Below are 18,938 nucleotides of genomic sequence, written 5' to 3'. Positions count from 1 at the left end.
TGGGACTGGGGATTGGGGAGATGGGGGGATGAGGGGGAGTAATACCCCATGCCCAATCCCCAATTACCAATTACCAATTACCAATTACCCATTACCCATTACCCATTACCAATTACCCATTACCAATCCCCAATCCCCAATTCCCTAAATTACTTATGCCAAATCCATATCCAAATTCATCATCTATACTCGCTAGACCAAGACAGAATAGACTTCCCCAGGTTGATGACTCTAATGCTGTTGTTGATTCTCAAACACAGCTAACAACTGAGGCCAATGATTGGTTCTACGGGACTGAAGAACTACTAGATGCCTTACCAAAGGTCTGGACACGCTCAATGCTGTACTTGCTGACAAGCTTTGCAGTAATTATTTTACCTTGGGCGATGTTTTCCAAAGTCGATGAGACAGGAAGTGCTAGAGGGCGTTTAGAACCCAAAGGAGCAACGCAAACATTGGGCATTCCTGTTGCTGGTAGTGTTAAATATGTCAGTGTTCATGTAGGTCAGACTGTGAAAGCAGGACAAGTTTTGCTGCAACTAGATTCTGATGTCTTACAAACGGATTTGCAACAGACACGAGCAAAATTAGAAGGGCTAATCAGTCGGCGATCGCAATTGGATTTGCTGAAAAATCAACTTCTGTTGGCAATTAGTATCCAAGAGCAACAAAACCAAGCTCAAGCATTGGAAAAAATGGCTCAAGTCAATCAAGCACAGCAAAATCTAGATGCAAAACAGAGTGCATATAACTTCCAAAAATTGGAAAAACAAGCTTTAGTTGAGCAGGCTAGACAGAGCATCAATTCTACTGCGATCGCTCAGAAGTTAGCCAGCAGTCGTTTGCGTCGAGATGTAGCAGAAACTGCTCGCTATCGCCAACTTTTAAACCTGGGTGCAATTCCCCAAACCAAAGTTGTAGAACTAGAAAAAACAGCAGAAGAAAGTCTCATTTCCCAAGAACAAGCCAAATCAGAGGCGACTCAAGCCCAACTACGTTTACAAGAACAAATGAGTCGCTATCAGACGACAATGAATCAAGCTACGGAAGATATTCAGCAAGCAAAACTTCGCCTACAAGAACAGCAAAGCAGCTATCAAGGCGTGGTGCAAGCCGGTAAACTTGCGGTGCTGAAAAATCAAGAACAGCTCAAAGACATGCAAACGCAAATCACCAGTTTGGAATCTGACATAGCTCAGACTCAAAGCCAAATCCTTTCCTTGCAGTTGCAGTTAGAGCAACGAGTGGTGCGATCGCCTATCGATGGTACGATTTTTGAGTTACCCATTCAAAAACCAGGCCCCGCAGTCGAAGCAGGACAAGTAATTGCCCAAATTGCACCCAACAATACTCCTCTGATTCTCAAAGCTCAGATGCCAAGCGAACAAAGTGGTTTCTTGAAAGTGGGAATGCCAGTGAAAATCAAGTTTGATGCTTATCCTTTCCAAGATTATGGAATAGTGCAAGGGCATGTTAATTGGATTTCACCTAACTCAAAAGTTCAGACGAATAGCGAAAACAAAATAGAAACCTATGAGTTGGATATTGTGATGGATCAGCCTTATATCCAAGTTGCTAACAAATATATCACTTTAACGCCTGGTCAGACAGCAACTGCAGAGGTAATTGTCCGTCAGCGTAGAGTGATCGACTTTATATTAGATCCGTTTAAGAAATTACAAAAAGGTGGTTTGGAGCTTTAGTAATTAGTAAATCCCTACTCTTTTTGGGGTAAAACATGTATCTGGTTGCTGATAATTAGAGCAGTCTATAGAGACTGCTCTAATTTTGGCATTTCAGCGCCTCTTTATTTTTAATTTAATTCAATAGCTATTTATATAGCCGTAATCACATAGGTTAGGACATATGAAGAGCGTGAATGTTAGGAATAGTAATACTTTTACCTCCTGCCCTTCGCCTTGCGTCGCTACCGCTACGCTAATACCAAGACGGGGACTGCTTCAACTCCAGCATAGCTGCCTTCTGCCTCCTGCTATAAACTTGTTTTCAGCTTTACTAGTTATACAAAAAATATGCAATACTTTTTAGTTAAAAATTATACGTTAAACTAATCAAAAAAAATGTATTATTAACGTCTTTAAATATAAATTATACCTAAATCGTTAAATCTATCTTTGCTATTTAACTGTCTTTTTGTTAATTTCTTTGATTATGATATACAAAAAAATAAAAAATCCTATAAAAATATCACAACTAAAAACTAAATAGATGCTTATATTTTTTTAGTACACAATGTATAATTTTTACTTTAGTACAAAAACTTTATATTTGAAAAATAATTTCAAATAATAAATTTACAATTGATTTTTAATAAATGATGTAAGAATTGAATAGTCAAAATAATTAAGGTTTCAGAAAATATTCCAATGACCCAATTATTAATTGTATACTTCCATCCTGTTGATAGAGAGATATTTCCTGCTCTCAGAGGATGTCTTTTAAGCCAGCAATATCATCCTGAACAGAGCGATAGCGTAGTGAAGTACCTCATCAACTTACAGTAAATTGCTATTTTTATCCTACGGATCAGAATAACAAATGTATATTTTGCCCACTTTTCAGATATCCTCTAAAGCAGTCTGCTTAAGTTGTAAAACTCTGACTGTGTGGCTAATTTTCCTACCTGGCTCAATTCATACCACTGTTCTGCAACGCCTATTTAGCTGCCTAAATGTCGGCAATTAAGGCTTATTAAAGTTATACAAATGTTTCAATCCTGACCTCGAAAATAAGACAATGGCTAAAATAGTAATTTATGACTTACATCCTGTGGATGCAAAGACATTTTTGCATGACCTCAAATCAGAAGAAATTGATGCTGTATCAGGCAATGGTCTTTTGCCTTGGGATAATAATTCTTCCAATCTTCAGTTGACTACTATTCAGGATGGTGTAAATAATACATCATATAAATCTGGTAGTCTGTTCAATATTTCTGACAACAAGTTTTTGACCCTTGACTTTTCAAGGTTAACTGTCTATTTCATAATTTAATGGTTCGCTATTGGATATTTTAGTATTCCTAAGACGTGCGATGAGATATCAATGTCTGTCTGCACGTTTTTCATTCTATGCTAATTATTTACATAAATATAACTTTGAGATTAAATTCAGTATTTTAGCCTAACTATAGCAGTCTACCTAAATTTAGGAACTTACTTGTTCCTGGATAAAATCTTAAGAAAAAAAGTGAGTATAAGCTTACTGCTTTTTGAAAAAGCAACTCAAATAATTTTAATTATATTTTTAGAATTAAAACCAACAAGAACATATTAATTTATAACTATTTCCTTTAATATTGTGTGCCAAATATTCTTATTTGAAGACATTATACTAATCAATCAGTATTAAAACTTTATATTTATCGTGATAATTAAAATTTTAAATATTAAAAGTATCATCGGATAGAGACATGAAACATTATATCACGTAAATATGATAGATAAGCTACTAAATTAGCTAAAAAAGCCTGGATTAACAATCTTTAATTAGTTCTATACTGGGAGGAATGCCTGATGCAAAATATTTTAAATATTTCTACGGAAGATATTATTTACCATATCAAGTTATCATGTCAAATTCCTAGTATATTAGAAGCGATCGCTACTAGGAAAATTATTGCTGATACCACTGAAAAAGAAGGAATTGAAGCGGAAACAGAAGAACTTCAACAGGCAGCAGATAATATGCGCTTGGCTAACAAACTAGTTAAAGCAGAAGATACTTGGGCTTGGCTAGAAAAACATCATCTTTCCTTAGATGATTTTGAAGAAATAGTCAAAACAAATTTACTTTCTGCAAAATTAGCAAATCATTTATTTGCAGATAAAGTAGAACCTTTTTTTTATGCCCATCAAATTGACTATTCTGGAGCAGTCACTTATGAAGTAATTTTAGATGATGAAGACTTGGCTCTAGAAATCTTTTATGCCTTGCAAGAAGGTGAAATCAGTTTCCAAGAAATCGCTCGCCAATACATCCAAAATCCAGAAATCCGCCGCGCTGGCGGCTATCAGGGAATTCGCCATCGTACTGATTTTAGACCAGAGATTGCTGCCGCAGTCTTTGGCGCTACTCCTCCACAGATTCTTAAGCCAATAATTACACCAAAAGGAGTACACATAATAGCAGTTGAGGAAATTATTAAACCACAACTAAATGAGCAATTGCGTCTTCAAATTATAGGAGATTTCTTTACCAATTGGTTACAACAACAAATCGCTGGTTTAGAAATTGTAGCCAAGCTTCAAGAAAATACAACTGCTCAATCATCCAAAGATTTGCTCAAACCAGCTTAATTTTAGTAATAATGCCATTGACTAAAATCTAGCCTAGATTCAAACTACAACACAAAGAAAGAAAAAACCAGCATCAAATAGCTGAATACATATCTTTCTTTGTGTACTTTATGCTTGAGCTTCTATATAAAGTTTGAGATATTTTTCGGATAATATCAGAACTAAATTTCCGTTAATATTTTTTAGGTAAGCCAGAGCATTGTTGACTTGTATAAAAGTTATACTTGATATTATTTGTAGCAAAAAATATGATTAAAATACCGTTAGATAATATGGTGCATTAGGCTAAAGCCATAACGCACCCTACTATCGATCTCAACTAAAACTCTATTGTGAGTCGAGAGTTAGTATGATCAATGATATTGAATTTTATATCTGAAAAGGAGCGTAGATATCTTCAGAGTTGGCATTGAGATAAGGACGTTGTAATTCAATTTGATTCAAAGAAAAATGTTCCAAAATGGCAGATATTCTACCTTCTGGTGTATTATTTCCTTGTTGCCAAGCATCTAACAAACCATTAGCAATCACTTGACATCGGTGTGTACCAAAACTTTCGTGATCGCTAAATTTTCGGTCTGGTTCTTCAGCGATCGCTAATCCAGGTACTATCAACTTGGTAAACAAAGGTACTTCTGGTTGAAAATAAGATTGATTCTCCAAATACACCCTCTCTAATACTGGGTGAACAGCTTCATAGTTATGTTTGTCAAAGTAAAGGACTGCCGAGTCACAACGCCCATAATCGGAAGGGTTGTATAGTGCTTTAAAAGAGAAGGGAATAAGTATAGAGTTTAGTTGTGTAGTTAAACTTTCCATCACTGCAACTGCACCTTCTGGGGATAAGTTAAAGTAAACACGTACAATATTCTGATTCCCATGAGAAGCTGCATTACCAACTGCCATATAAAATGCACTTTGTACCAAATTCTTAGGCATTTTAATCGCAACTGAATTGCCGACATTAACAGCTTGCTGTTCTGGTTGTAGATGTAGATTACGCTGAATATACAGTTTCAAACCATTCTTATACACCACTAAAATATCATCTGTTTCTTCTTTAACTACAAGCCAATCATTGCTAAAGTAGCCTTCTCCTTTATTGCTTATGTGCAAGCGTTCATAAAAAGCTATGTCTACGCCCAAAAGAGTATTATTTTCTAGATTTTGGTTTAATTCCGCATTTGTTGTTTCTGCATCTGGTGCGAGGGCACGTTTCAAAGAACCGTTGTAGTAGATGCCGTAGAGAAATGAACGTAGTTGCAAACCCAGATACTGATTCTGGAAATCCAAGGGCATTTGTAGAAAGCGGGAAACTGCCAACTCCGGCAATTCCATTGCTTTATAATCTGGATGCTTAATACAATACTGAGACTGGATTTCAACTTTATGAATAATATCGTGCAATGATATCTGCAATGACTCTGGAATCTCTGGAAGTTGAGTTTGTAGCGAATCTAATAGTTGCATAAAGACTGGCCTGTGAGTAAAAGGGACAGGGGGGACAGAGGAGCAGAGGAGCAGGGGAGTAGGGGAGAAGAGGCCTAGGAGAGCAAGCAAAATATTCTCCCTCATCTCCCTCATCTCTCTTCTACACGCGAGATAAGTTAGTGGGTAACAAGTCTAATGCTTCTACACCGAAAATGGTTGGTATAGATGCTTGCGGACGACACAACAAACTCTTAGCAACTTGAAGCATACAGATACCGGCATTACCAAATCTTTTTTCATGCTGGAGTGTTGCTTGAATAGCTCTAATCAACGCTAAACCGCAAAATTGCGTGACTCTTACCAAGAAATCAGGACGAGCTTCCAATATTTCTGGAAATTCAGTTAAATAAGCAGTCACTAACGCTGCTGTAGAAGGCTGGAGAAGTTGCAGGGGAGTTGTGGCTAGGCGTAGAGACTCTTCAATCGCCATTTCTTTACCAACAACCGTACTATTCAACCATAGTTGCAAGTAACTAGCCAGCACTGTTCCTACATCATTAGCTGGATCTCCCCAAGCACAACGCTCCCAATCAATTAATCGAATGATATTCTCACCAGACAATGATTCATTCAAAACTGCTTGTTCCCAATCGAGGGAAATGAGGACATTGTTCAGCTTCAAGTCATTATGAGTCAGACAGTAGAAAGTGAAAGCACTACCTAAATCTGCGATCGCCTGTCCTAAACTGTCGTAACGTTGATAGAGAGCAAAAAATTTCAGTCCATCGGCAGGTACTTGACCAAAAATTTCTGGAGTTATTCTATCCATTCCCATATTTAGGTTTGGAGTTTGCTGGCTAGATGCATCCTGAGTATTTTGAAAGTATTCACGATAGTCTTGATGGTTAATGCTTGCACGATGGATTGATGCTAAAGTAGCTCCGACTGCCCTAGCAATCTCAGTTGGAAATAAATTATCTTTAGTGTAGAAATCTGATAAATCTCGATAGTTATCGAGATAATTGAAAACAATGATAGAATTTTCGGCATCAAAATGCAACACTTCCGAACAAGACGATTCAATATAACTAATTTCTGGAAATCTTCGGAAGAAATTGTGAATTTTCCACTCTTGTAAAAACTCACCAGCAGTTTTTCCTTCTCGATTAAGACGCTCTTGCTTAACTAGCAGTTGCCGATTCTCTGATAAGCTAATTAACAAGTTAAAGTTTTTGGCAGGTTTTAGCTCAATCTTAGCTAATGATTGGTCTTCTAAAGTACACAATCCTAGGGAAATTAAGTAGTCGATAACGTTTTGAGAACTTAATAAAAAAGGCATAGTTTCAGATGCTTATTTTGAGAGTGAAAATTTGCTACTGATTAATTAAAAAACTGTAAAACCACAGTAATGTTACCCATACATAGATTGCACACAAAGTCTTATCGCTCATCCTTGTGACAGTTCAATAATTAGAAATAAATGGAGTAAATGGAGGTAAATAAGCATTAGTATCATTAGTATTGAATGATTTTGCTAGCAAGGTAATGCTGTGAATTGCATAAATAGCTACTACAAATTTAAGTAGCTTTAAAGTAAAGCTAATAAATTGAGAAAATGCATAATTATCACCACCATATACCAACATAGAATCTATCTTATTGATCTCGGTCAGGTAGGTTTCTGAATCAACTAAGTTGAGTTCAGAAATTATGATGTTTGCCATTTAATCAATTCCCAGAATAATCATTGTTCCATTAGTTGATATAAGGTCGAATAACTGATAATTTACTGTCTCATAAACAACAGTGGAATATAGATTAACCAGAATATAGGCGACGTAACTATGGTTGATAAACTATAGCAACCATATTTTATTTTTGAAATAACTCAGTACGACTGTAATAGGCTGATTCCCTATTAATATTTACCTATTACCTACCTATGCGAGTCAGTTCAAAAACAAAGTTGACTACTATAGAAATTTGCCTTTAAAGTCAGTGGGGCGGATGGTTAATCAAGTAAATCACTGCTTAATTTGGCTTACTGGGATTGTTAATAATGCAGAAAAACCATGTTAATAACATGAATTCCTTTTTATCTTCAATCCCAGGACAGCTATCTAGCTCGATAGTTAACTATCAAACTACGCTAATTAAGCTTTACTGAATGATTTAGCTATCCAAGCAATGTGACCAATAGCATATACATCAACAAACGCCTCAGCTAACTTCACAAGTGTAGAAATATCACTGATACTATTGCTGTAGCTATCAGTACCACCATAAATATAATCTACATCGCTTAGTTCATTGAGAAAGCTTTCAGAATCTTGAAAGAATTCAGAACCAGCAATATGTAGTTCAGAAAGAGTAATATTTGCCATGATTTCCTCCTATAAGTCAGGTTCTCTTTTCAGTGAAAAGATTTGCAATTAAATTGAAAGGTCTCTGAGGCTGTTATAGCTTATACCAGAAATAGAGTCTACATTGCTCAGTTCATTAGTTAACTCTTCAGCTATTAGTAGCCTGTGCTGTTGCTGTGGCTGAATGACTTAGCTAAAAAGGCAATGTTATTAATGGCATACACATCGACAAATGACTCAGCTAGCTTGATTATTGTCGAAAAGTCGCTGACACCAGTACTGTAGTCACCACCAGAAATAGAGTCTAGATTGTTCAGTTCGTTGAGAAAACTTTCGGAATCTTGGAATAATTCAGAACCAGTTGTATGTAATTCAGTAAGAGTGATATTTGCCATGATTTTGTCCTAATCCACTTATTGTCATGAAACTGTGATTTGCTTTATTAGCTAGCTTTTTGGAGTTCTTAGTAATCTTTAAAACTCTGTTGATTAGAGAAATTAATTTTCACCTATAACCCCAAAAAAGCCATCTATATCAGTAGTTAAATATTCAGGTATTAGTATCCACTGTAACCGTTGCTGCTAAATGAATGAGCTAAATAGCCAATATGACCAATGCCATATACATTCACAAATGCTTCAGCTAGCTTGGTTAATGTTGAAAAGTCACTGACACCAGTACCGTAGCTACCGCCAGAAATAGAGTCTACATTGTTCAGTTCATTAAGAAAGCTTTCAGAATCTTGGAACAATTCGGAACCAGCAATATTTAATTCAGTAAGAGTAATATTTGCCATGATTTCCTCCGAAACAACTTGCTTTGAATTAAGTGGAATCTAGGGATAATTAGCCTGTACTTGGGTGAATCTGACTCTTTGGGATTTTTTGCTTGAATCCCAAAAGAGCCATCTAGCTGATTAGTTAACTCTTCAGCTATTAGTATCCACTGTAACCGTTGCTGCTAAATGACTTAGCTAAAAAGGCAATGTGACCAATGCCATATACATCAACAAATGCTTCAGCTAGCTTGGTTAATGTTGAAATGTCACTGACACCAGTACCGTAGCTACCGCCAGAAATAGAGTCTACATTGTTCAGTTCATTAAGAAAGCTTTCAGAATCTTGGAACAATTCGGAACCAGCAATATTTAATTCAGTAAGAGTAATATTTGCCATGATTTCCTCCGAAACAACTTGCTTTGAATTAAGTGAAATCTAGGGGTTAATTAGTCGGTATTCTAGTGAATCTGACTCTTTGGGATTTTTTGCTTGAATCCCAAAAGAGCCATTTAGCTGATTAGTTAAATCTTCAGCTATTAGTATTTACCGGTATAACCACCGTAACCGTTGCTGCTAAATGACTTAGCTAAAAAGGCAATGTGACCAATGCCATATACATCGACAAATGCTTCAGCTAGCTTGGTTAATGTTGAAAAGTCACTGACACCAGTACCGTAGCTACCGCCAGAAATAGATTCTACATTGTTCAGTTCATTAAGAAAGCTTTCAGAATCTTGGAACAATTCGGAACCAGCAATATTTAATTCAGTAAGAGTAATATTTGCCATGATTTCCTCCGAAACAACTTGCTTTGAATTAAGTGAAATCTAGGGGTTAATTAGTCGGTATTCTGGTGAATCTGACTCTTTGGGATTTTTTGCTTGAATCCCAAAAGAGCCATCTAGCTGATTAGTTAAATCTTCAGCTATTAATATTTACCGGTATAACCACCGTAACCGTTGCTGCTAAATGACTTAGCTAAAAAGGCAATGTGACCAATGCCATATACATCGACAAATGCTTCAGCTAGCTTGGTTAATGTTGAAGCATCGCTGACACCAGTACCGTAGCTACCGCCAGAAATAGATTCTACATTGTTCAGTTCATTAAGAAAACTTTCGGAATCTTGGAACAATTCTGAACCAGCAATATGTAGTTCAGAAAGAGTGATATTTGCCATGATTTTCTCCTAAAAAAATTGCTTTCAATTCAATTGGTTTAGCTAGCGATTAAGCTACGTTTTGCTTAACTGCTATTGCAATTTTTATTTAGGCAATTGTGAAAAGTCAATGGTATTTAGCTGCTGAAAAAGACATATGTAGATGAGTTCCGTCTAGTTTTAATATTATTTTGGCTTTGGTTAGTAGCTGGAATATTTAATATTTTTGACTTTTTTTGACTTGTGAATGAGCAAGTTTTACTTTCTCCGTTGCAGGATGCTCATATATGTCTTGAAAGTGCTGATACCAATTCTCTATGAAGCTGCATATTATTTTGACCAAGCCCCGTTGGGGTGGGGTGTAGGGTGTGGGGTGTGTGGTGTAGGGAAAAGACAGCCCCAACAACCTCCTGGGACAGAGCTACGTCTTTTCAAGACGCAAGAGCGTTGATCGGAGTTTGAGCTTCCGTTCAACGCTTTCTTCCCACGAGCGCAACGGGGGTGGGGCCACACCCCATTGTTGACCCCTCCCAACTTCCACTTAACAAAGGAGATGCCCCAAGCGGTAGGGTTCTTTCTGTGCATCTTCATATGGAAATGGTATGAGTTAACGTGAGTTCGATGAACCTCTCCCCAACCCCTCTCCGACGCAAAGAGGGGCTTTAACATCTTTGGTAAAAAACGAAAAATCAAGCTTTTTAAGCCTCTGACGCCACATGCTTCAAGTCGGCAAAGCCGCCCAACGCAGTGGCTCCTCCTTTCAGGGGAGAGGTTTGGAGAGGGGTCTTTTAAATCTGTCGAACTCACATTGAGTTAGGAGAGTTGAGTAAATAAAGCAGATTTTCATGCCCTTGTTGTGGGCGGACACCCTGTCAAGGTCTTGCACTGGAGTAGTTAACGATTAAAATTGCGGTTATCTATGTCTATTTTAATTAGGAATTAGTATAAAAAATTTATGATGTTAATAATTTGCATAAAAAATTGTGCGTTCTAATTTCCTTTGAAAATCGAATTACAACGCACGATAGATAATAAGGAGAAAACTTAAGCCAAGAACATCCACTCAGTGAAACATTTATTCTTACTACAACCTACCAAATATTTTATCCAATTCAAGCCTCAAGTTATCAACAAGACCATTTACTTGTCGTAGCGTGCTTGCAACTGATGTATCATTGCTGGTTTTATTGTCTGTATTGTCTGTATTGGGTATATCATTTCCGTAAAACGTATCAGGATAAGGATATTGTCTTCCTACTACACCACCTTCTACGGCTTTTATTTCTCTATGGGTTATTTCATTGAGAAGTGATTCATCTACATGAGAATGCAGATCACAAATTTTTATCCTAACCATTTACTCACCTCCATAAATACAATGATATTAAGTAACAAAACTAAGATAATTTGATTCTTCAAATTCAAATTAGTTCTCTTATATTATTTTGCTCTTTCATCTTATAAAGTCAATGTTTTTAAATTAACTTTATAGACAAAAATCAAGTATTTGTGTCTAGTAAAGTTATGATTTTATATTAATTAAGTTCTTGGCTTTGGTGTTGTCCCTACATTAGAACTGATCTCTCAAGAAACACAGGGAGTAGGGAGTAAGTAGGTCGTCGTGAATATTTATCGTCAAGATAAGGCAGGAGGCAGGAGGCAGAAGGCAGGAGGGAAGAGGCTTTTAACTTAGTTAATCTTTCGTAACATAGTTAGGTTTTTTCTCACCGACTTATCTTAGGGAGTGGGGAGTAGGGGAAGAAAGTGTTTCTTTTATATTTTGCTGGCGCGTAGTCGCGCTAGTAAGAGGCTCAAATCTTGCACCTGCCCAATTTACCGCCGAGAAATAAATTTCACAGGCTCAAAGCTGAAGTAAGCTTAAGCTGACTAAACATCAATTTCAGTCCGTTAAAACGGACTTTAGCTATAAGCTTTAAACTTAAGTTCAAGGCGTACTCAGGGTCAGGTACAAGATATGAACATACCCGCTAATTCTGAGCTTGGGGTGGCGAGGGAATTGTCACATCTATGGGCGTTACTTTTGCCGCTAGCTGTGTTAGAGGTGGTTGAATGGCAGTTTGATTGCCCACTACCAAAGTCACAATATTTTCTGGCTTGAGGTATTGCTTTGCTACTCGTTGGATATCAGCCGCTGTTGTTGCTACTACGGCTTTTTGATAGCGAAACAGAAAATCAGCCGGATAGCCGTAATATTCGTATCGCATCAGCCGTGATAAGGTTTGGCTGGGGTTTTGAAAGTTGAATACAAAAGAGTTGAGTGTAGATTCCTTAGCAAAAGCTAGTTCTTTGGCGGTGACTGTTTGATTTTGGATACGCTTAATTTCAGCTTGTAAAGCTTTGACAAACTGTACTGTAGCATCAGAGCGGGTTTGCCCACCAGCAATGAAGATGCCAGGGTAGTCGAAGCGGGGACTCCATAGACCATATACAGAGTAAGCTAAACCTTGACGCGATCGCACTTCATTAAATAACCGCCCACCAAACCCATTTAACACCCGATTCAACACATCCAACGCTGGATAATCTGGATTGTCGAAGCGTCCGCCTAAATGCCCGATGAGAACGCTACTTTGGGTCAGTTGCGGCTGATTTACCACAAATACGCCAGTTGCATTTGCTGGCGGCACCTCTGGCAACTGGGGATTAGTGATTTTGGGGTTACGCTGCCAGTCGCCTAACTTAGCTTGGATAAGCGATCGCATTTTCTTTGGGTCAAAATCACCTACAATCCCCAATATCATATTATTAGGGTGAAAATACTGCTGGTAAAACTTCACCAAATCCTCGCGCTCAATCCGCTCAAGTGTTGCATACTCAATCGTGCGAGCATACGGGCTATCTTTACCATAAATTAATTTGCGAAATTCTCGACTGGCAATATTATCTGGATCATCATTGCGCCGGGCAATACCACCTCTAGCCTGTGTCTTAGCTAAATCTAACTTTTCAGTAGCAAACACTGGTTCTCGCAGCACCTCAGTAAACAGCCCAAACACCGTTTCTAAATCTTCACTGAGTGCTTCAAAACTGGCATTACCCGCAGCTTCGCTAATACTAGTTTCCACAGCAGCAGCCCGTTGTTCCAATATCTCATTTAGCTCATCAGGCGAATGCTTCTTGGTTCCCCCAGTCCGCATTACCGTGCCTGTAAAACCAGCCAACCCTACCTTTTGGGCTGGTTCCCAACGACTACCAGTACGCACCAACGCTGTACCACTTACCAACGGCAGTTCGTGATCCTCCATCAAATACACAACTAAACCATTTTGCAACACGAACCGCTCATACTTAGGTAGCTTAATCTCCGCTAGCGGTGCAAACTGCAACTCTGTATATTCCTTAGCCTGTGCCGTCGCCGCCAGAGAAAAATTAAAACTTGAAACTACAAAAGCCAAAGCCACCATCAAACCAAAAACAAACCTCTTACCATTTAGTCTTTTACCCTTCACCTTGTACCTCTGCATATCTCTGTTCCTCTGCGTCCTCTGCGGTTCATTTCTCATCCCTGTTTCGACAACAGCTTACCAATGGTGCGATTCTCTGGCGTAAAAGTTGCCTTAGCCACTCTTTGAACATCAGCAGGCGTTACCGCGGCAATTTCATCCAATTGCTTAAACAAATTCCGCCAAGAACCAGTTTTCACCTCATATTCCAACAACTGTTGAGCCATTCCCATATTGGAATCAAGGGTGCGTAACAAACTCGCCCGTGCTTGGGTTTTTACTCGTTGTAATTCACTTGCTGCCACAGGCTGATTTTTCAAAGAATCAATTTCCTTTCGCAAAGCCACCGCCAACTCATCGACTGTGTGACCAGGAGCCGTGAGAGCATAGAATAGCATCAGGTTTGGATATTTATCCCCTGGAAATCCACTCAAACCTTGAGCATTTAGCGCCAAGCGCTGTTGTTCTACCAAAGACTTATACAATCGTGATGTGCGCCCATCACTCAATAAACTGCCAATAATTTCGTAAACTGCATTATCAGGATGAGTTACTGCTGGACGATGATAACCTTCTAAATACCACGGTTGAGAAGGTAATTCTAGAGTCACTTCCCTGGTTTGTTTTTGTGCCGGTTCCACCGGTAATTGCTCAACAGCTTTTGTTTTCGCTCGAAAGCGTCCAAAATAGATTTGTGCCAGCTTTTTCACTTCAGCCGGATTGACATCTCCGACAATAGCGATCGCTAAATTACTCGGTACATAATAACTATCAAAAAACTTTTGCACATCTTTTGGTTCAAGATTACGGATATCTTGGTCATAACCAATTACCGGACGCCTGTAAGGATGAACTTTGTAAGCAGCATCGATAAACTTTTCCAGCATCAGCCCGATGGGTGAATTTTCCACCCGCATACGTCGCTCTTCTAAAATCACATCTTTTTCTTTATAAAATTCCCGAAACACAGGGTTAAGAAATCGGTCTGATTCCAGGGACATCCAAAGTTCTACCTTGTTGGCAGGAAAGCTGTAAAAATAACGAGTGGCTTCTGAAGTAGTAGTGGCATTTAAACCTACACCTCCTGCTTGTTCAACAATTTGCCCGATTTCATTTTGCTTGACTAACTTAGCAGCTTGGGCTTCTACCTGCTTAAACTCAGTTTGTAAGCGGGCAACTTCATCTTGTTTGCCATTGGCTTTCGCTGCTTGAATTTGAGTATCTAACCTTTCCAATCGTTCTAGTAGAGGTTTTTCCGCTTTGTAGTCTTTTGTACCGATGCGTGTTGTACCTTTGAAGGCTAAATGCTCTAGAAAGTGTGCTACACCTGTTTTACCATCAGGCTCATCTACACCACCTACATCAGCATAGGTAACAAAAGAAACTACTGGTGCTTGATGCCGTTCTAAGACAATGAACTTCATGCCATTGTCGAGGCGAAACTCTGTCAACTCCTTAATCACCCGATCCAAATAGGGTTGAATCGAACTTGGTGCTGGTGGAGTTTGGCTTTTGCTCGGTTGTAGCACTCTTTGGGGAGGAGGTGCAGTTTGAGTTTGTGCTAAAGTAACCTCTGGATTTATTCCCCAGCAGAGTATGGTCAGCGCCAAGAAAGTCACAAATAGACGATGCAATGAAATGTAAACTTTACTTGAGTAATGCAAAATTAGACGGGTGGGCTGATTCATAAGCGACAATTGAAGTAAAGTTAGACTACCTGAGAAATAAACGACTTGGCAAACAGGGTCTTAATCTTGTATTAAGCTTTCGGTGCTTTTTTTACTTACCGTTAGACAATAATGCTACAAGTCGTGTTCCGCAGCTTTTACAATAACTGTTATGCGAGTTTTTAATTCTCCCCCACCCTCAGAGGCTCAAACGCGTACCCGCATTTTACAAGCAGCACAACGTTTGTTTGCCTCCCAAGGATTTGATGGCACTACCACCCGTGACTTAGCACAAGCAGCAGGTGTGGCTGAGGGCACCCTGTTTCGCCATTTTCCCAACAAAAAGGCAATTTTGGTTGAAGTAGCAACCAGCGGCTGGGTAGATATTTTGACAGATTTACTCACAGAATTGAGTGAAATGGGCAGCTATAAAGCTGTAGCCCAAGTGATGCGCCGCCGGATGTGGAATTTTCACAAAAATGTCGATTTGATGCGAGTTTGTTTTATGGAGGTACAATTTCACCCAGACTTACGCGATCGCATTCAGATGGAAGTCATTGACAAAATGACTGATGTTGCTGAAGCATTTTTTCAAACTGCGATGGATAAAGGTATCTATCGCCAAGCAGATGCTAAACTTGTGGCAAAAGTTTTCTTAGGAATGTTTGCGATCGCAGGTTTTTCTAACAACACCCTTATGGAACCCGACGCCTCCCCCGAACAAATGCAACACATGGCTGAAGGACTTGCTGATATTTTCCTCAATGGCGTCCTAGCCAAAGAGTGAGGAGTTAGGAGTTAGGAGTTGGGAGTTAGGAGTTAGGAGTTGATAATTAATAACTCAGCACTCAGCACTCAGCACTATCTTCTCAGCACTCAGCACTCAGCACTCAGCACTATTTTTGCTTCTTGACTCCACTGTTGCACTAGTTCAATCGCTGGACACAAATCTCGTCGCTGCATTGTCGCTACCTGTAAGCGCATAATTTGCTGATGTAATCTGTGAGTGGGAACCTCAGCTAACTGTGCTACAGAACCAATACCTGCATGGAGTAATAAACCGCAGTATTGTGTGCCTACCCTGGGAACACGTGCTAAATCAGCTAAAGCTAACCATTTGTTTACATATTGCAGATGAACTTGTAATTTATTAGCTAAGGCTAGTCTAGCCGCTGGGCTATTCCCTTGCTTCAATAGCATCCTTGTGGTTGAAATACCACAATTTTGGAGTTGAGATTGTTCTTCCTGACTTAATCCAGGTAATTGCTCAATCGGCCAGTCACAAGATGCGATCGCACTTCTATTCTTTGTAGGTTTAGCAGCCATTTCTAAAACTTAAACATAATAAGTTTACTTATAATATTGTGACTTATAAAAATTATTTGCTGTTTTCAGTGAAGGCAAGACAGCATCCTGACTTGCAAAGCAGGCGATCGCTAATTACTAGAATTATTTAGGACTTGTATAATTTCACAAAATTAGTCATACAAATCACTTCTCTTTCTGCCTTACCTCACCTGTTCCCCCTGCTTGCCATCTCTAAAATGCTCTCTATATTGTAGATATAACTTCACTTGATAGACTCATACTCAAGAGCATCCTCTTCTACTCCTCAAAATCTAGTGCATCTGCCAAATCCAGAGTTTCTTCTAAATCTGAATCTCTCTGTTCTAGTTCCAATGCCATCTGTTCATATACGGCTTCTAATTTGACATCACCTTTTTTAGATACATAATCAACAAGCTTAATCCAATCAATACGACCGTTCCTAGTAAAATACTGCATAAATTCAAAAGTCATTTCATTAACTTTTGCATCAAGAGTAGATTTAAAAATTTCATCCTTTTTCTTTGCTTCTTCTCCGATAGGAATAATCATCTCTTGGTAAAGGTTGGTATCTCCTGAGATAAATTCCCAGAACTCTTGACCGGCGTATTTAAAGTATGTTTTATCAGAATCTACATCCTCCTTATAAGGATTACTATCCTTGCCATACATACAACCATTCACAGCAATGATGTCAGTAGTGATGCCTTGTTCTCTCAAAAACTGTTTGGCTTTCTTAAAATTATCTTTCATCTTGCTAATTTGGTCAGAATTACCCCAATTAGTACCAGATTTAATACTGACAATATAATAAGTTTCATTCCGTTTAAACTCTAGATCAATACTGTTGAGCTTTGACTTAAAACCACCGTACAGAGTTTCAGATATATGTATTGCAAAGCCCTCTAACAAATTTCCAAAAATGGTTTCTTCTTGTGATGAAAGGAATGCAGTAATTATGCTATCAACAAAATCTTGGGCACGTTCAATATTTTTTGCCTTAAATAAATAAGGGTTTTTACGCTTCAAAACGTCTTTGAGTTTTAACTTACTCAACTTCTCAAATCTCTTATCATAGAAAGGGGTAAGGACATACTGAATCAAATAGTCATGATAAATTTCATAATCTGAATCAACCACATTTAATTCCTCATCGTATTGGTTACTATTTTTCACAAGCTGAGTATTGGAAACTGCTGTTTTAATATTCAGTTCCGCAAGTTCACAATATTCTCTTTTCATTTCAATTCCTATATAATTTCTACCTAGTTCTTTAGCAGCTACACAAGATGTTCCTGAGCCGACAAATGGATCAAGAACGACATCATCTAATTCAGTGAATAGCTTGATAAACCATGAAGGAAGAGTTTTAGGAAAAGCTGCACTATGTTTTTTATTCCCACATTCAGTTGCTAAATGTAAAACATTGGTTGGATAAGCCATTTTACGCTCCAACCAATTAGATATATTCTTGCCAAACCCGCTTTCGACTTTAGAAGTATCGCGCCTTCTATCAGTTTCACTCAGATTTTTGAGACGCGACTTTGCCCAATCTCCCATAGGAACCATGACAGATTCCTGATACATCTTAAATTTCCTTTGCTTGTTAAAGTGCAAACAACGCTCCCAGGAGTCACGGAAGCGATTAGACCACTTGCCAGGATAACTATTTTTCTTATGCCATATATATTCTTCAGTCCATAACCATCCTTGTTTTTGCATTCCTAAAATTAAATTCAATACATATAGATGTCTTTCTCCATCAACAACTTTCTCTTTAATATTAAGAATGAAAGAACCTTCTGGTTTTAGAACTCTTTTGAGTTCTAAAGCTCTTATCAGGAACCAATCTGTATATTCATCTGGAGAAATCCCTCCATAAGTTTTTTTTCGACTATCAGCATATGGAGGCGAGGTTACAATTAAATCAACACTTGCAGAAGGCAGCTTTTGTAATGCGTCTAAACAATCACCTAGAATAAGTTTATTCTTCCAAGTTTGCGGGTTATCTTGGTCTATTAACTCCAACTCCTGAATCAGAATTTCCTCAGATCCCAAAGTAATATTGAGTGCTGCTTCTACCATAGCCGAACCTTTTAGACTGAAATTTTGTTTAGCTAAAATATAATAAAGACAAGTATGCGGCGTTCTAGTTTACCTTAAAAGGTCTATAAACGCTATATAGTTCTGCAAAAATCAAGGTATTATATTTATTAGTTAATTTAAAGTTAATTGTAGTTCAAATCAACAACTGTTAGATGGACTTAAGCAGTTTTTAAAGATTAGAAATACGGTTCATGAAATAAAGAAAGAATTAGTAGATTTTTCTATTAGCTACTTTGATCAAAATCACAGCTAAATTTATCAGGCTGATAGCTGATCATCAAGAGGCTTTTAGCCAAGAAACCATATAGATCAAATCTTGACGAT

18 protein-coding genes are annotated in these 18,938 nt (G+C 38.1%); 4 read left to right on the top strand and 14 right to left on the bottom strand.

Annotation, left to right across the window (positions count from 1 at the left end; genetic code table 11):
* Window positions 1-155: 155 nt before the first annotated feature.
* From I8748_RS23425 to I8748_RS23410, 3 genes are all read left to right on the top strand, one after another.
* A complete protein-coding gene (locus I8748_RS23425; RefSeq protein WP_198126933.1) occupies window positions 156-1,703 on the top strand; it encodes an HlyD family efflux transporter periplasmic adaptor subunit in 1,548 nt (515 codons plus the stop codon).
* A 1,054-nt stretch (window positions 1,704-2,757) separates the two neighbouring features.
* Window positions 2,758-3,015: a hypothetical protein gene (locus tag I8748_RS23415; protein ID WP_198126931.1), complete on the top strand. Its 258-nt coding sequence runs from the start codon at window positions 2,758-2,760 to the stop codon at window positions 3,013-3,015.
* A gap of 521 nt (window positions 3,016-3,536) precedes the next feature.
* Window positions 3,537-4,319: a peptidylprolyl isomerase gene (locus I8748_RS23410; protein WP_198126930.1), complete on the top strand. Its 783-nt coding sequence runs from the start codon at window positions 3,537-3,539 to the stop codon at window positions 4,317-4,319.
* A 369-nt stretch (window positions 4,320-4,688) separates the two neighbouring features.
* Here I8748_RS23410 and I8748_RS23405 read toward each other — a convergent pair whose 3' ends face one another.
* The 12 genes from I8748_RS23405 to I8748_RS23350 form a co-directional block, all read right to left on the bottom strand.
* Window positions 4,689-5,789 (bottom strand): T3SS effector HopA1 family protein, encoded by a 1,101-nt coding sequence (locus I8748_RS23405; protein ID WP_198126929.1) that lies wholly within the window; start codon window positions 5,787-5,789, stop codon window positions 4,689-4,691.
* Between the two features lie 121 nt (window positions 5,790-5,910).
* Window positions 5,911-7,089, bottom strand: a complete 1,179-nt coding sequence (locus tag I8748_RS23400; RefSeq protein ID WP_198126928.1) for a phosphotransferase — start codon at window positions 7,087-7,089, stop codon at window positions 5,911-5,913.
* Window positions 7,090-7,213: 124 nt separating this feature from the next.
* Window positions 7,214-7,474 carry a hypothetical protein gene (locus tag I8748_RS23395; protein WP_198126927.1) on the bottom strand — a complete coding sequence of 87 codons (261 nt, stop codon included), beginning with the start codon at window positions 7,472-7,474 and terminating at the stop codon, window positions 7,214-7,216.
* Window positions 7,475-7,903: 429 nt separating this feature from the next.
* A complete protein-coding gene (locus I8748_RS23390; RefSeq protein ID WP_198126926.1) occupies window positions 7,904-8,134 on the bottom strand; it encodes a hypothetical protein in 231 nt (76 codons plus the stop codon).
* Window positions 8,135-8,268: 134 nt separating this feature from the next.
* Window positions 8,269-8,508: a hypothetical protein gene (locus tag I8748_RS23385; RefSeq protein WP_198126925.1), complete on the bottom strand. Its 240-nt coding sequence runs from the start codon at window positions 8,506-8,508 to the stop codon at window positions 8,269-8,271.
* Between the two features lie 161 nt (window positions 8,509-8,669).
* Window positions 8,670-8,909 (bottom strand): hypothetical protein, encoded by a 240-nt coding sequence (locus tag I8748_RS23380; RefSeq protein WP_198126924.1) that lies wholly within the window; start codon window positions 8,907-8,909, stop codon window positions 8,670-8,672.
* 139 nt (window positions 8,910-9,048) lie between these two features.
* Window positions 9,049-9,288 carry a hypothetical protein gene (locus I8748_RS23375; protein WP_198126923.1) on the bottom strand — a complete coding sequence of 80 codons (240 nt, stop codon included), beginning with the start codon at window positions 9,286-9,288 and terminating at the stop codon, window positions 9,049-9,051.
* A gap of 140 nt (window positions 9,289-9,428) precedes the next feature.
* Complete coding sequence (locus tag I8748_RS23370) at window positions 9,429-9,680, bottom strand: hypothetical protein (RefSeq protein ID WP_198126922.1); 252 nt, start codon at window positions 9,678-9,680, stop codon at window positions 9,429-9,431.
* A gap of 140 nt (window positions 9,681-9,820) precedes the next feature.
* Window positions 9,821-10,072: a hypothetical protein gene (locus I8748_RS23365; RefSeq protein ID WP_198126921.1), complete on the bottom strand. Its 252-nt coding sequence runs from the start codon at window positions 10,070-10,072 to the stop codon at window positions 9,821-9,823.
* A 1,063-nt stretch (window positions 10,073-11,135) separates the two neighbouring features.
* Entirely contained in the window at window positions 11,136-11,408 is a 273-nt protein-coding gene (locus I8748_RS23360) for a hypothetical protein (protein ID WP_198126920.1), read from the bottom strand.
* 631 nt (window positions 11,409-12,039) lie between these two features.
* Entirely contained in the window at window positions 12,040-13,536 is a 1,497-nt protein-coding gene (locus I8748_RS23355; protein ID WP_198126919.1) for a M16 family metallopeptidase, read from the bottom strand.
* Between the two features lie 35 nt (window positions 13,537-13,571).
* Window positions 13,572-15,203: a M16 family metallopeptidase gene (locus I8748_RS23350; protein ID WP_198126918.1), complete on the bottom strand. Its 1,632-nt coding sequence runs from the start codon at window positions 15,201-15,203 to the stop codon at window positions 13,572-13,574.
* A gap of 151 nt (window positions 15,204-15,354) precedes the next feature.
* Between I8748_RS23350 and I8748_RS23345 the strand changes: the two genes are divergently transcribed.
* Window positions 15,355-15,969 (top strand): TetR/AcrR family transcriptional regulator, encoded by a 615-nt coding sequence (locus I8748_RS23345; protein ID WP_198126917.1) that lies wholly within the window; start codon window positions 15,355-15,357, stop codon window positions 15,967-15,969.
* A gap of 89 nt (window positions 15,970-16,058) precedes the next feature.
* On the opposite strand, the gene I8748_RS23340 is transcribed toward I8748_RS23345, so the two are convergent.
* Window positions 16,059-16,508 carry a DUF4332 domain-containing protein gene (locus I8748_RS23340; protein WP_198126916.1) on the bottom strand — a complete coding sequence of 150 codons (450 nt, stop codon included), beginning with the start codon at window positions 16,506-16,508 and terminating at the stop codon, window positions 16,059-16,061.
* Between the two features lie 279 nt (window positions 16,509-16,787).
* Entirely contained in the window at window positions 16,788-18,593 is a 1,806-nt protein-coding gene (locus tag I8748_RS23335; protein ID WP_198126915.1) for a PmeII family type II restriction endonuclease, read from the bottom strand.
* Window positions 18,594-18,938: the final 345 nt, after the last annotated feature.

Source organism: Amazonocrinis nigriterrae CENA67 (assembly GCF_016056305.1).
Taxonomy (GTDB): Bacteria; Cyanobacteriota; Cyanobacteriia; order Cyanobacteriales; family Nostocaceae; genus Amazonocrinis; species Amazonocrinis nigriterrae.
The sequence above is the reverse complement of the archived record's forward strand: the minus strand, read 5'-3'. Positions and strand labels throughout refer to the sequence as shown.

Coding starts and splice junctions, on each gene's coding strand:
- I8748_RS23425 (WP_198126933.1), top strand. CDS start 156: ATGCCAAATCCATATCCAAATTCATCATCTATACTCGCTAGACCAAGA.
- I8748_RS23415 (WP_198126931.1), top strand. CDS start 2,758: ATGGCTAAAATAGTAATTTATGACTTACATCCTGTGGATGCAAAGACA.
- I8748_RS23410 (WP_198126930.1), top strand. CDS start 3,537: ATGCAAAATATTTTAAATATTTCTACGGAAGATATTATTTACCATATC.
- I8748_RS23405 (WP_198126929.1), bottom strand. CDS start 5,789: ATGCAACTATTAGATTCGCTACAAACTCAACTTCCAGAGATTCCAGAG.
- I8748_RS23400 (WP_198126928.1), bottom strand. CDS start 7,089: ATGCCTTTTTTATTAAGTTCTCAAAACGTTATCGACTACTTAATTTCC.
- I8748_RS23395 (WP_198126927.1), bottom strand. CDS start 7,474: ATGGCAAACATCATAATTTCTGAACTCAACTTAGTTGATTCAGAAACC.
- I8748_RS23390 (WP_198126926.1), bottom strand. CDS start 8,134: ATGGCAAATATTACTCTTTCTGAACTACATATTGCTGGTTCTGAATTC.
- I8748_RS23385 (WP_198126925.1), bottom strand. CDS start 8,508: ATGGCAAATATCACTCTTACTGAATTACATACAACTGGTTCTGAATTA.
- I8748_RS23380 (WP_198126924.1), bottom strand. CDS start 8,909: ATGGCAAATATTACTCTTACTGAATTAAATATTGCTGGTTCCGAATTG.
- I8748_RS23375 (WP_198126923.1), bottom strand. CDS start 9,288: ATGGCAAATATTACTCTTACTGAATTAAATATTGCTGGTTCCGAATTG.
- I8748_RS23370 (WP_198126922.1), bottom strand. CDS start 9,680: ATGGCAAATATTACTCTTACTGAATTAAATATTGCTGGTTCCGAATTG.
- I8748_RS23365 (WP_198126921.1), bottom strand. CDS start 10,072: ATGGCAAATATCACTCTTTCTGAACTACATATTGCTGGTTCAGAATTG.
- I8748_RS23360 (WP_198126920.1), bottom strand. CDS start 11,408: ATGGTTAGGATAAAAATTTGTGATCTGCATTCTCATGTAGATGAATCA.
- I8748_RS23355 (WP_198126919.1), bottom strand. CDS start 13,536: ATGCAGAGGTACAAGGTGAAGGGTAAAAGACTAAATGGTAAGAGGTTT.
- I8748_RS23350 (WP_198126918.1), bottom strand. CDS start 15,203: ATGAATCAGCCCACCCGTCTAATTTTGCATTACTCAAGTAAAGTTTAC.
- I8748_RS23345 (WP_198126917.1), top strand. CDS start 15,355: ATGCGAGTTTTTAATTCTCCCCCACCCTCAGAGGCTCAAACGCGTACC.
- I8748_RS23340 (WP_198126916.1), bottom strand. CDS start 16,508: ATGGCTGCTAAACCTACAAAGAATAGAAGTGCGATCGCATCTTGTGAC.
- I8748_RS23335 (WP_198126915.1), bottom strand. CDS start 18,593: ATGGTAGAAGCAGCACTCAATATTACTTTGGGATCTGAGGAAATTCTG.